Origin of the sequence: Leucobacter sp. gxy201 (assembly GCF_051043335.1) — a bacterium.
Classification (GTDB): domain Bacteria; phylum Actinomycetota; class Actinomycetes; order Actinomycetales; family Microbacteriaceae; genus Leucobacter.
Map to the genome: position 1 here is coordinate 1 of NZ_JAMXWS010000008.1, position 12,814 is coordinate 12,814.

Consider the following 12,814-nt stretch of genomic DNA (forward strand, 5'->3'; position numbering starts at 1 on the left):
TAGTCCGACCGGTTGGTTCCGGTGGAACCGCACCCCGACTGCTGTCGACTCCCGACTACTCCGCCGTGGCGTCGCCGGTCGCGGCACTGCCGCTCTCGCCGGTCGAGCCCTCGCCGGTCGAGCCAGTTCCGCCGCTGCGGCGGCGCCGACGCCGGCGGCGCGGGGCGACGCCCTCGCCGGGCTCCTGCAGCAGCGGTGCGCCGGGCTCGCCGCCGCCCTCGGTGTCGTGGCCGTGCTGCTCGTGGCCGTGGGTCTCGTGCCGCCCGCGGCCCTGCGGGTTCGCGCTGCGGGTGCGGCGCCGAGTGCGCGTGCGTCCGCCGCCCTCGGTCGATGCCTCGCCCGAACCCGAACCGCCGCGCGTGCGGCCGCCGGCGCTGCGCGTCGCGGGGGCCTGCTTCACCGGAGTCGCCTTGAGACGGCCCTTCGACCCCTCGGGGATGTTCAGGTCGGCGTAGAGGTGCGGCGACGACGAATAGGTCTCGGTCGGCTCGGGGATGCCGAACTCGAGCGCCTTGTCGATGAGCGCCCACTTGTGCAGGTCGTCCCAGTCGACGAAGGTGACCGCGATGCCGTTGCGGCCCGCACGGCCCGTGCGGCCCACGCGATGCAGGTAGGTCTTCTCGTCGTCGGGCACGGTGTGGTTGATGACGTGCGTCACATCGTCGACGTCGATGCCGCGCGCGGCGACGTCGGTCGCGATCAGGATGTCCTTCTTGCCCGCCTTGAACGCGGCCATCGCGCGTTCGCGCTGATCCTGGTTGAGGTCGCCGTGCACGGCGGCCGCATCGAAGCCGCGGTCGTTCAGCTCCTCCTGCAGCTTCGCCGCCGCGCGCTTCGTGCGCATGAAGACGACGGTCTTGCCGCGGCCCTCGGCCTGCAGGATGCGACCGATGACCTCATCCTTGTCGAGCGAGTGCGCGCGGTAGATGATGTGCTGGATGTTCGCCTGCACGCGGCCCTCGTCGGGGTCGGTCGCACGGATGTGGATCGGCTTGGTCATGAACCGACGGGCGAGCGTCACGATCGTGCCGGGCATGGTCGCCGAGAAGAGCATGGTGTGCCGGCTGTCGGGCACCTTCGAGAAGAGCTTCTCGATGTCGGCGAGGAAGCCGAGGTCGAGCATCTTGTCGGCCTCGTCGAGCACCATCTCGCGCACATTCCCGAGATCGAGCACGCGCTGGCTCGCGAGGTCGAGGAGACGGCCGGGGGTGCCGACGACGACCTGCGCGCCCGCCTTCAACTGCTCGATCTGGCCCTCGTAGGCCTTGCCGCCGTAGATCGGCACGACGGTCGCCGCGCGGCCCTGCGAGGCGAGCTCGAGATCCTCGTACACCTGCACCGCGAGCTCGCGGGTCGGCACGACGATGAGCGCCTGCACGCCCGGTTCGGGGTGCTCGCCGATGCGCTGCAGCAGCGGCAGGCCGAAGCCGAAGGTCTTGCCGGTACCGGTCTTCGCCTGACCGATGATGTCCTGCCCGGATATGGCGAGCGGAATCGTCTGCTCCTGGATGGGGAAGGCATCGTGGATGCCCGTGTTCGCGAGGGCGTCGACCATGTCCTGGTCGACCCCGAGTTCGAGGAATGTCGTCACGCCTGGTCCTGTTCTGTTCTCGAGTGCTGCGCTCAATTACGAACCGGGGCGCAGCCGCCACCGCGCCAGCGGCGATGACGTGATTGATGTACGTACGCGATCAGTCTATTCCAGCGCCCGCGCCCGCCGACGGTAAGCTGGCAGAGTGTTTGAATGGATCCGCGGCCTGCGCCGTAAGAGCGCGCCGTTGCAGCGACACCGCCTGGGCGGCGACGATCACGATGCCGAGCGGGTCGAGCTCGCCGAGTTCGCGCCCGGCATCATGGCGTTCCTCGGGCTGACCGCGTATCTCCAGCTCGAGCTCTACGAGGCGGCCACCCGCGGCGTCTCGGGCGCCCCGACGCTGAAGGCGAAGGACATCCTCGCGAACGTCGCGGGCGAAACGCTCTCGAAGCACCATCGCATCACCGGCGAGATCCGCCGCCGCGGTCACGAACCGCACACCGTCATGGAGCCGTTCAGCTCGGTCATCGACGAGTACGTCGAGCGCATCGAGACCGTCGACTGGCACCAGCACGTGCTCTCGCTCTACCTCGTCGGCGGCCTGTTCGACGACTTCTTCGCGAGCCTCGCCGGCGGCATGAAGGACGGCTACCGCGCCGAGGTCGTCGCCCTGCTGCGCGAGGACACCGGGCGCACGGAGCTCAAGGGGCTGCTCGAGGAGGCGCTGGCCGAAGACCCGAAGCTGTCGAGCTGGCTCGCGCTCTGGGGCCGCCGCCTCGTCGGCGACACGCTGCTCGTCGCCCGTGCCGTGCTCTCGCTCAGCGAGAAGCGCGAGTTCGTCGAGAGCGAGGTCGAGCCCGTGTTCACCGAGCTGATCGCCGACCACATCCGCCGCATGGACGGCCTGGGCCTGACGGCTTGACTTCGGAGCGCACCGACATGCCGCGCACCCCGGCCTCTGCTGCCGAGCAGCTGCGCTTCGCACCGCCGCAGTGCGGCTACTTTGCGGCGGGGCTCTGCAGATCGTGCACCTTCATCGAAACGCCGTACGCCGCGCAGCTCGATGCGAAGGAGCGCCGCTGCCGAGAGCTCCTGCCCCAGGTGCCGGCGACGGCCTGGCTGCCGAGCGTCGACGGCGGCGGCGGTGCATCGTCGTCCGTACGGGACTTCCGCAACAAGGCGAAGCTCGTCGTCGGGGGAGTCGCGGGCCGCGCGACCCTCGGCATCCTGGGCCCCGACGGCGAGGGCGTCGACCTGCGCGAGTGCCTCATCCAGGCGCCCGCGATCCGGGCGGCGATCCCGCTGATCGCCGCCTTCATCGAGCGCACCGGTCTCGAGCCCTACAGCGTGCCGCGGCGGCGCGGCGAGCTGAAGTTCGTGCACGTCACCGTTTCGCCCGACGACCAGCTGATGCTCCGCTTCGTGACGCGCACCCGGCACGGCCTCGACGTGCTGCGCGCCCGGCTGCCGCAGCTGCGCGAGAGCATGCCCGGAGTCGCCGTGGTGTCGGTGAACCTGCTGCCGGAGCACAAGGCCGTGCTCGAAGGGGAGCACGAGGAACTGCTGCTCGGATCGTCGCTGCATATGGCCTCGAGCACGGACCCGGGCGAGGGCGCAGGCTTGGGCGGCAGCGCCGCGTCGGGCGGCCGGCTCGCGCTGCACCTGCTGCCGCAGAGCTTCTTCCAGACGAACACCGCCGTCGCGCGCGAGCTGTACGCGCAGGCGTCGGCCTGGGTCCAGCGTCTCGGCCCGTCGTCGATCTGGGACCTGTACTGCGGGGTCGGCGGCTTCGCCCTGCACGCCGCGGTCGCGATGGGGCGAACCGCCGGCGCGGTCGGATCGCAGGGCGCCCCGGCCGCGCCGCGGGTGCTCGGCGTCGAAGTCTCGGAGTCGGCGGTGCGCTCTGCGCGGCGGAGCGCGCGCGACGCCGGCATCGACGCGCGTTTCGAAGCCGCCGACGCGACCGCGTTCGCCCTCTCGGCGCCCCGCGACGAGATTCCCGAGCTCGTGATCGTCAACCCGCCGCGGCGGGGCATCGGCCCCGAACTGTGCGACTGGCTCGAGCACGGGACGTCGCGGCACGTCGTCTACTCGAGCTGCAACCCCGAGAGCCTGGCGCGCGACCTCGCGGCCATGCCGTCGCTCGCGGTGCGCGAGGCGCGGCTGTTCGACATGTTCCCGCACACGCGGCATCTCGAAGCCGCGGTGCTGCTCGAACGCGCCTGACGGCGCGGCGACCGGCCCCGGCGCCTACTCGCAGCCGACCCCGTCGCCGTCGCGGTCGAGATGCCGACCGTATCCCGGCTGGCCCTCGACCACGGGTGCCGCACCCGCCTCGCGCGCGGCGGTGCAGTTCTTGAAGTATGCGGGCGGAGCCGGAGGGACGACCGGAGCCTCGGTCTCGGCAGGGGGAACCGGCGTCTCGGCAGGAGCCCCGGCCTCGTCGAGCTCGGCTTCTGCGCCGGCATGCGACGCCAGGTGCGACACCAGCAACGGCTGGTCGGGGCAGCCGCCGAGCACGCGCGCCATGGCGTCGTGCTCCGCCTGCGTCACCCAGAGCCCGTACGCGGCCTTCACCGAGACCTGCCGCGCCACGTAGTCGCAGCGCGCGGATTTGTGCTTCGGCAGCCAGGTCGCGGCGTCGCCCGCACCCTTCGCCGCATTCGCGCCGCCATCGACCGCGAGCAGATTGAGCGGGTCGTTCGCGAGCGCGACGCGCTGCTCCTGCGCGAGCTGCTGCGCGCCCTTCTGCCACGCGTCGGAGAGCGCGACGACATGATCGATCTGCACGAGCGCCGACGTCGTATCGCCGCGCACGAAGTCGATCGTCGCGCCGGTGTACGGGTCGTGCAGCGTGCCCAGCACGACCTTGCAGCGGCCCTGCATGGCCAGGTCGGTCAGATCGCGCCGCAGAATGTCGTTGCGGGTGTCGCAGCCGTTGCCGTCGGCATCGAGCCAGCGCTTGCCGAACTGCTCCGTGCGCTGGTAGCCGGTGCGGGGAGCGCGGCCCTTGACCGGGAGCGTCTCGAGCGCCTCGACGGCGGTCGCCGATGCTCTCTCGGGCGGTGCCTCTGCAGCAGCCGGCGCCGCGATCGCGCCCTGCACCAGGAGCAGCGCGAGGAACGATGCGACACCGCATGCGCGCAGTGCGGCGGATAGGCGGGGCATAGCTCAGAGTCTATCGCGGCCTCGCTCTCCGAGAACACCGGCCCGCCGACCGGCCCCGGATCCCGTCCGCTCGCTACGATGAAGCCATGAACATCGTGCTCGGAGTCACCGGAGGCATCGCCGCCTACAAGGCCGTGCTGCTCGCTCGCCTGCTCGTCGAAGACGGGCACGAGGTGCACGTCGTGCCCACCGAGGACGCCCTGCGCTTCGTCGGCAAGCCGACCTGGGAGGCGATCAGCCGGGCCCCCGTCACCACCTCCGTGCACGACGACGTGCCCGAGGTGCGCCACGTCGCGCTCGGGCAGCGCGCCGACCTCGTCGTCGTCGCCCCGGCGACTGCGAACACGCTCGCGCGCATGACTGCAGGGATCGCCGACGATCTGCTCGGCACCACGCTGCTCGCGACCCGGGCCCCCGTGCTCGTCGCCCCCGCCATGCACACCGAGATGTGGCAGCATCCGGCCACGCAGGACAACGTCGCGATCCTGCGCTCGCGCGGCGTGCACTTCGTCGGTCCCGAGAGCGGGCGCCTCACCGGTGCCGACACGGGGCCCGGGCGCATGAGCGAGCCGGATACGATCGCGGAGCGCGTGCGCGAGCTGCTCGACGACGGGGCGGCCGTGTCGCCTGATCCCGCCGCGCCGGGCACCGGCACGACGGTCATCGGGCCCGGCCCCGATGCTGCTGCCATCGAGGCCGCGGCCGAATCCGGGTTCATCGATCTCGAGGCGGCAGCGGCCGCCGACCCCGCGGAGGCTCCGTCGGCCGGCGACCTGCTCGGCGTGCGCGTGCTCGTCACCGCAGGCGGCACCCGCGAACCGATCGACCCGGTGAGGTATATCGGCAACCGTTCGAGCGGCCGGCAGGGCGTCGCGCTCGCCGCCGCTGCCGCCGATCGTGGAGCCAAGGTCGTGCTGCTCGCGGCCAATATCGACGAATCGGTGCTCGCCGATGCCGACAGGCCCGGCGTGCGCACCGTGCGGGTGAGCACGACTGCGGAGCTCGACCAGGCGGCGCGCGCCGCGGCGACGGGCGCCGAGGTGATCCTGATGGCGGCGGCGGTCTCCGACTACCGCGTCGCCGAGGTCGCCGACGGGAAGATCCGCAAGGAGGATTCGCCGGGCGGTGCGCCGACGCTCGCGCTGGTGGAGAACCCCGACATCCTCGTGTCGCTCGTGCGCGAGCGGAGGCCCGAGCAGGTCATCGTCGGGTTCGCCGCAGAGACCGTGGAGAGCGAGGGCGAGCTGCTCGAGCGGGGGCGGCGCAAGCTCGCGCGCAAGGGAGTCGACCTGCTCGCGGTCAACGCGGTCGGTTGGCGCGAAGGCTTCGAAGCGAACGAGAACACGCTGCACGTGCTCGGTTCGGCGGGCGACCTCGTCACCGTGGCATCGGGCAGCAAGCGAGAGGCCGCCGATGCGCTGCTCGACGCGGTGGTCGATGAGCGCGACGGCGGCCTGCACCCGCTGTCGTGAGGCGGCCCGCTCCCTGAGCGTCGGCCTGCGGCGTGCAACAGAGGCGCCGAAGGGCGAGAAAACGGGCCGATGCCTGTGGCACGGTCAGATTTCTCGCCCTTCAGCAGGGGTGCTCGGCAGCCGGCGGCTACCGTGACGGTCAGTTGATGAAGCCGACCTTGCGGCTGCTGTCGCCGCCGATCTCGAGGTAGGCGATCGAGGCGGTCGGCACGAGGTACTGCTTGCCCTTGGTGTCGGTGAAGCTCACGAGCGGCTGCTTGCCCTCGGCGAGCGCCGACTCGACGACCGCGCGCAGCTCATCGGCCGGCTGATCGGTCTCGAAGCTGATCTCGCGGGGCGACTGAATGATGCCGATGCGTACTTCCACGGATGTCCTCCTCAAATCGTGGGCCGGCGCGGTGCCGCAGCTGCGGCGCGCGTCGGTGCCCGGCAGTCGCCGGTACCGGCCGTGCCGATACCGAGTCTAGAGGCGAAAGCGGTGCGCGCCGCCGGTCGACGGCCGGTCGTTCGCCAGCAGCGCACCGCCCGCTACCCGGTCGGCCGCAGGATCAGCGTCCGTTCGGCGGCGGCGCTCACCGCCGTCCTCGAATAGTTCCAGGGAGAGGGCTCGCCGCTCGCCCAGCCGGCCGTCTGATCGACGTAGTGTGCATTGAAGGCGTGACCGCTCTGACCGGTGAGGTTCTGCCAGGTCGATGCATCCCACGCAGCGAGATCGACGACCATGCGCATCGACGGTACGGTGACGGTGCCGTAGCCTTCTCCGAGCGTCCACCCGGTCGCGTTCACGATGCTCGGGCCGCCGCCCACCGGGTACGGCCCGCGGTTGAAGAGCGCCTCGACGGGGGCGATGCCGCTCTCTCCGAAGGTGCCGTTGCGCAGCTCGAGCGCGTGCAGCCCGCCCCAGTTCCAGCGATCGGGGTTCGATCCCTGCAACCCCGCGAGCTCCGCGCTCGCGGCCTCTGCGGCCTGGAGCAGCAGCGCGTCGCGGTCGTCGCCGAACCACCGGCTGCCGGGGTCGGCGAGCTGCTGCGCGAAGAACAGAGCGAAGCGCCCCTGGTCGTCGCGGGGGATCACTGCGGCGCCATCGGCGTCCTCGCCGCCGACCGCGCGCACCATCGCGTCGGTCACCCGCTCCCACAGCACGTTCGCGTACGCTGCGGCGGCCGAATCGGCGTCGTTCTGCCCGTCCCAGCCCTGCAGCAGCCGCAGCGCCTGCGCGGTCGTCGGGTCGGCGCTGTCGATGCCCGAAGCGGCCTGCTGCAGCGCGTCGGCCGCGGGAAACCGATTGTCGAGCTGGATCGCGGTCATGTCCGCGGAGTCGACCGGGCCCTCTGCGATGCGCTCCTCGAGCAGTTCGACGATGCGCGCCGCCCGGAAACCGTAGTCCCAGTCGCGGCTGAGGAAGTAGGGGTAGTCGTCGTTCACGATGGCGTTGTTCGCCGTCACGATGTAGCCGGACTCCGGGTTGTAGGCCCGTGGCAGCTCGTCGAATGGGATGAACCCTCGCCAGTCGTAGGCGCTGTCCCAGCCCGGCTGCGGCATCCAGCCGTCGCCCGCGCCGCGGATCGGCAGCCGGCCCGGCGCCTGGTAGCCGATGTTCCCGTCGAGGTCGGCGTAGACGAGGTTCTGCGCGGGCACGTCGAACTTCGAGGCCGCGGCGCGGAAGTCGTCGAAGCCCCGCGCCCGGTTCATGAGGAACACCGCCTCCGCCGTGCTCCCCGCGTCGAGCGCCGTCCAGCGCAGGCTCACCGCGAATTCCCCCGGCGGCAGCACGGCCGCACCGGTCGCGCCCGCCGACGGGTCCATCCCGGTCTCCGCGGCGCCCGACGTCGTGCCTACCCGCGGCTCCTCGGCGATCGCAGTGAAGTCGGGCGTCAAGCCCGACACGATCGGCCCGTGCACCGTCTCGCGCACCTCCATCCGCGCCTCCTCGCCGCCGGCGACCGAGAAGGTCTCGGTGCGGGTCTCGAACGGCACCTTCTCTCCGTCGCGCCAGTAGCCGTCGCCCTCGACCCGCTCCACGTACAGATCGGCGACGTCGGTCGTGAGGTTCGTGAAGCCCCAGGCGACCCGGTCGTTGTGCCCGATGACGATGCCCGGCAGCCCCGAGAAGCTGAAGCCCGCCACATCGAACGGGCAGCTCTCGTCGACGACCCGGCAGCGCAGCTGCAGCTGCGTCCACACCGACGGCAGGGCCGCTCCGAGATGGGGGTCGTTCGCGAGCAGCGGCTTCCCGGTCGCGGTGTGCTCGCCCGAGACGACCCACGAGTTCGAGCCGACGCCCTCGCCCTGCGCGGCGATCAGGCGGTCGACCTCCGCGATCGCGCGCTGCACCTCGGGGATGGCATCGGGAATCGCGGCCGCGATGCCCTCCGCGGGCGCCGCCGGCCCCGGAGCGGCCGCGTCGGCAGCGGGCTCGGCGATCCCTGGAGCGGGTGCCGCCCTCGCCCCGTCACCGCCAGCGACCCCGGCCGCTGCCGTGGTGGCCGCTGCCGCCGGGTCATCGGCCAGAATCACCGGGTGCTCATCGAACGGATACCCCGGGTAGAGCTCGGCGAGCTCCTCGGGCGACAGGGATCGCGCCTGCAGCGCCCGCGCCGTCTCGTCCTCGATGTTCGTGCGCAGATCCCACGACATCGCTTTGAACCACGCCACCGAATCTGCCGGAGTCCAGGGCTCGGGCACGTAGCCCGCATGCTGCAGCGCCAGCACCGAATACTCGAGCGACAGCGCCCCGCCCGAGCGCTCCGCGAGATACGCGTTCACTCCCGCCGCATAGGCCTCGTAGTACGCGCGCGTCTCCGCGGGCAGCGCCGTGACCTCCTCCTCGGCGATGCGGTGCCAGCCGAGGGTGCGCAAGAACTTGTCGGTGCCGAGCTGCGACTCCCCGAACAGCTCCGCGAGCCGGCCGCTCGTGAGGTGCCGCCGGAAATCCATCTCCCAGAAGCGATCCTGCGCGTGCACGAAGCCCTGCGCGAAGAAGAGATCGTGACTCGAATCGGCGGTGATGGTCGCGATGCCGAGCGCGTCGCGCTGCACATCGACCCGAGACTCGAGACCCGCCACGTCGATGCGGCCCTCCGTCTGCGGAAACGCCCGCTGCACCGTCCACACGCCGAACCCCGTCGCCACCACGGCGATCACCACGATCGCGGTGAGCAGACCGAGCAGCGCTCGCCGCAGGCGGCGCCCCCGGCGCCCGCGCGGCGCGGTCGGCGGCGGGGTGGTCGAACGATTCGATGTTGTGGCGCGATTGTGCACTTCGGCTCCTCCTGCTCCGTTGCAGACCGTCAGGCTTCAGCATAGTGATGGCGCCGGTGCGGGCGCAGCGCCGCGTGGGCGGGCGGGATGCCGCCCGTCGCCGGCCGGGAGCGCGATGTCGGCGGTGCTCAGTAGGCTGAAATCATGATCCGACCCGACCCGTCGCAGGCCGCCGTGCTCGCCTTCGACCCGACCCGGCACGCCCGCATCCTCGGCGCACCGGGCACCGGCAAGAGCGCGGTGCTGATCGAGATGACCGCCCGCGCGCTCGACCTGCCGGGTTGGAGCGAACACGATGTACTGGCCGTGGCCCCGGGGCGCCGGCCCGCCTCGGAACTGCGCGCTGCGATCGAACACCGTGTGCAGCGCGCCATCGGCGGCGTGCCGGCGCGCACGCCCGCGTCGCTCGCGTTCACGGTGCTCGCCGAGGCCGCGGCCCGGACGGATGCGACGGCACCGCGGCTCATGACGGGCACGCTGCACGACGAGATCATCGCCTCGGTGGTGGAAGAGCTCGTCGAGGGGAGCCCGGCGGCCGCGCCCCCGGAGCTCGGCGGGATCGCGGGCGAGGTGCTGCGCACTGCGGCGTTCCGGGCGGAGCTGCGCGAATTCTCGCGCGTGCTCGACGACTTCGCCCTCGACGCTGCACAGGTGCGCGCAGACCTCGGCCGACTCGCCGGCACTGCGACGGCCGACGCGTTCTCGTCGGCGCCGCCCGAGGCGCTCGTCGGGTTGTGGCTCTCGGCCCTCGACGTGATCGAACGCACCGAGGAGCGCCGTGCCGATCAGCACCCGGACGAGTTGAGCGCGAGCGCGCTGTTGCGGGCCGCCGCGCGGGCCCTCCGCGCGGGCGAGGTGCGCCCGCCGCGTCTCCTGCTCGTCGACGACGCGCAGGAGCTCGGCGAGGGGCAGCTCGGGCTGCTCGCCGCCTGCGCCGCCGCCGGCAGCCGGGTCTGGGTGTTCGGCGACCCCGACATCGCGACCTCGGCCTTCCACGGCGAACGCACCGGCGCGCTCGCGAACCTCGCTGCGGAGCTGGAACGCCGCGGAGCACCGGCTTCGTCCGGATCGCCGGGGCCGCACGATGCGCATGAGCAGTTCGGCGTGCTCGGGACCGTGCATCGGCACGGCGGGGCGCTGCGCGGGCTCGTCGCGAGCCTGACGTCGCGCGTCGGGGCGGCGGCGGCCGGTGAGCAGCGCGCGGCGGTCGCGGCGGATGCGGATGCGAGCGCGAGCGCTGGCGCCGATGAGCGCGACGGTGCGATCGTGCGCTTCGTGCGGGCGCCGTCGCCGGCCGAGCAGCTGGGCACGGTCGCGCACCGCCTGCGCAGCCGGCGCCTCGGCCTCGACGGCCCGGTCACGCAGTGGGGCGAGATGGCGGTCATCTGCCGGTCGCGCTCCGAGGCCTCGCGCATCGCGCGCGGGCTCGCCCTGCACCAGGTGCCGACCGGAGTGGCGGCCGGCGGCATCGTGCTGCGCGAGCATCGCGTGGTGCGCGACCTCATCGCCCTGCTGCGCGACGCGATCGGGCTGCACCCCATCGCGGCAGACGACGTGCTCGAACTGCTGGCCGGGCCGATCGGCGGTCTCGACCCCGTGGCGGTGCGTCGCCTGCGCGGCGCGCTCATGATGCAGGAGCGGCGCGAGGCACGCGACGAGGAGCGCGACGCGCGGGACGTCGACGAGCTCGTGCTCGACGCCTTCCGCTTCCCCGGTGCGGAGCCCGCGGTCGACAGCTCGGGCGGGCGCGCGCTGCGGCGCATCGGGACGATCGCCGCAGCCGGGGCCGCCGTGCACCGCGCCGGCGGCACGCCCCGCGAGGCCCTCTGGGCGCTGTGGGACGGTACGAAGCTCGCCGGCCCTTGGCAGGACGAAGCGCTCGCAGGCCGCGGGGCGCGTTCGGACGAGGCGAATCGCTCGCTCGATGCGGTGCTGGGGCTGTTCTTCGCGCTGCAGCGCCACGAGGAGCAGGACAGCGAACGACCGATCGGCGAGATACTCGGCGAGCTGCTCGAGAGCGCGGTGCCCGAGGATTCGCTGGCCCGCTCCGCGGCGCGCGACGCCGTCGTGGTCACCACGCCGCAGGGCGCGGTCGGCAGCGAGTTCTCGTTCGTCGCGATCGTCGGCCCGCAGGACGGCACATGGCCGAACCTCCGCTCCCGCGGCTCGCTGCTCGGCACCGTGGCGTTCGAGCGCTGGCTGCGCGGGGGCGAGGCGACGACCGCCTCGCGCGGCGACACGGTGCACGACGAGCTGCGGCTCTTCGCACAGGCGGTGAGCCGCGCCCGCGACGAACTGCTCGTCGCGGCGATCGCCGACGACGAGCACCACCCGAGCCCCTTCTTCGCCTTCGGCGGCGACCATCTCGTCCATGGTCTGCCGAGCTCTCGCCTCACCCTGCGCGGGGCGACCGCCCAGATGCGGCGACGGCTCACCTCGCTCGACGACGGGGAGGAGTTCGACGCGGAGGCGCTCGCCTCGCTCGCGGAGCTCGCCCGCGAGGCGGTGCCCGGCGCGCACCCCGACGAATGGTACGGCGTACTGCCGCCGAGCACCGACGCGCCGCTCTACGCGGGCGACGCGCGCATCCCGGTCAGCCCGTCGCGCCTCGAAGCCGCGGAGCAGTGCCCGCTGAACTGGGCGGTCTCCGTGCTCGGCGGCGGTACGGGCAGCGTGCAGGCGAGCATCGGCACGCTCGTGCACCACGCGCTCGAAACGGCGCAGGGCCACGACCCCGAGGAGCTGCTCGCCGCGATCATGAGCGAGTGGCGCAAGCTGCCGTTCGACGCCGAATGGGAGGCCGAGCGGGCGCGCCGCACGGCGGCCGCGATGGCCGACGGTCTCGCCGCCTATCTGCGCGAGTTCGATGCATCGGACCGGGAGCTCATCGGTCGGGAGACGGGCTTCGCGATCGAGATCGGTCGGGCGGAGCTGCGGGGCATGGCCGATCGACTCGAGCAGCGCCGTACCGCGTCGGGGGTCGAAGTGACGGTGCTCGACCTCAAGACGGGGCGCACCCCGCCGAGCAAGGCCGATGCCGAGCAGCACGTGCAGATGCAGGCCTATCAGCTCGGAGTCTCGCGGGGAGCGTTCGACCTGGCGGATCCGCCAGACGAGGGCGCGGCGAGCGGCGGGGCGCGCCTGCTGTACGTGCACCCGGACGCCACGAAGCAGGCCGAGTTCGTCGAACGGGTGCAGCAGCCCCTCTCCGTAGCAGCGGGCGCCGAGCTCGAAGCGCGCGTCGAGCAGATCGCCGAGGTCATGGCGGCCGGCGCGTTCACGGCGCGGGTCGAGCACCACTGCTCCGACCCGCACCAGCCGGGCGATTGCCGCCTGCACATCATCCGGGCGGTGAGCCGCGCATGAACGGAACGGAGCA

The 12,814-nt window shown here is 72.5% G+C and carries 8 protein-coding genes; 4 read left to right on the plus strand and 4 right to left on the minus strand.

The window, feature by feature from the left end:
- Positions 1–55: 55 nt before the first annotated feature.
- A complete protein-coding gene (locus NHL51_RS12065; protein ID WP_434144116.1) occupies positions 56–1,591 on the minus strand; it encodes a DEAD/DEAH box helicase in 1,536 nt (511 codons plus the stop codon).
- Between the two features lie 145 nt (positions 1,592–1,736).
- Between NHL51_RS12065 and NHL51_RS12070 the strand changes: the two genes are divergently transcribed.
- The gene (locus tag NHL51_RS12070; RefSeq protein WP_434144118.1) at positions 1,737–2,456 is read left to right on the plus strand and encodes a ferritin-like fold-containing protein; all 720 of its coding nucleotides are present in this window, start codon (positions 1,737–1,739) and stop codon (positions 2,454–2,456) included.
- Between the two features lie 17 nt (positions 2,457–2,473).
- Positions 2,474–3,760, plus strand: coding sequence for a 23S rRNA (uracil(747)-C(5))-methyltransferase (locus NHL51_RS12075; RefSeq protein WP_434144119.1), 1,287 nt, complete (start codon positions 2,474–2,476; stop codon positions 3,758–3,760).
- A gap of 24 nt (positions 3,761–3,784) precedes the next feature.
- On the opposite strand, the gene NHL51_RS12080 is transcribed toward NHL51_RS12075, so the two are convergent.
- Positions 3,785–4,702 (minus strand): GmrSD restriction endonuclease domain-containing protein, encoded by a 918-nt coding sequence (locus NHL51_RS12080; RefSeq protein WP_434144120.1) that lies wholly within the window; start codon positions 4,700–4,702, stop codon positions 3,785–3,787.
- An 86-nt stretch (positions 4,703–4,788) separates the two neighbouring features.
- Between NHL51_RS12080 and NHL51_RS12085 the strand changes: the two genes are divergently transcribed.
- Positions 4,789–6,174, plus strand: coding sequence for a bifunctional phosphopantothenoylcysteine decarboxylase/phosphopantothenate synthase (locus NHL51_RS12085; RefSeq protein ID WP_434144121.1), 1,386 nt, complete (start codon positions 4,789–4,791; stop codon positions 6,172–6,174).
- Between the two features lie 139 nt (positions 6,175–6,313).
- Here NHL51_RS12085 and NHL51_RS12090 read toward each other — a convergent pair whose 3' ends face one another.
- Positions 6,314–6,541 (minus strand): DUF3107 domain-containing protein, encoded by a 228-nt coding sequence (locus tag NHL51_RS12090; protein WP_434144122.1) that lies wholly within the window; start codon positions 6,539–6,541, stop codon positions 6,314–6,316.
- Positions 6,542–6,702: 161 nt separating this feature from the next.
- Positions 6,703–9,435 carry a penicillin acylase family protein gene (locus tag NHL51_RS12095; RefSeq protein WP_434144124.1) on the minus strand — a complete coding sequence of 911 codons (2,733 nt, stop codon included), beginning with the start codon at positions 9,433–9,435 and terminating at the stop codon, positions 6,703–6,705.
- Between the two features lie 144 nt (positions 9,436–9,579).
- On the opposite strand from NHL51_RS12095, the gene NHL51_RS12100 reads away from it, so the two are divergent.
- Positions 9,580–12,801 carry a PD-(D/E)XK nuclease family protein gene (locus NHL51_RS12100; protein ID WP_434144125.1) on the plus strand — a complete coding sequence of 1,074 codons (3,222 nt, stop codon included), beginning with the start codon at positions 9,580–9,582 and terminating at the stop codon, positions 12,799–12,801.
- Positions 12,802–12,814: the final 13 nt, after the last annotated feature.

What these genes read in the sequence shown, in the direction of transcription:
- NHL51_RS12080 (WP_434144120.1), bottom strand. Translation starts at nt 4,702, where the DNA reads ATGCCCCGCCTATCCGCCGCACTGCGCGCATGCGGTGTCGCATCGTTC.
- NHL51_RS12085 (WP_434144121.1), top strand. Translation starts at nt 4,789, where the DNA reads ATGAACATCGTGCTCGGAGTCACCGGAGGCATCGCCGCCTACAAGGCC.
- NHL51_RS12100 (WP_434144125.1), top strand. Translation starts at nt 9,580, where the DNA reads ATGATCCGACCCGACCCGTCGCAGGCCGCCGTGCTCGCCTTCGACCCG.
- NHL51_RS12075 (WP_434144119.1), top strand. Translation starts at nt 2,474, where the DNA reads ATGCCGCGCACCCCGGCCTCTGCTGCCGAGCAGCTGCGCTTCGCACCG.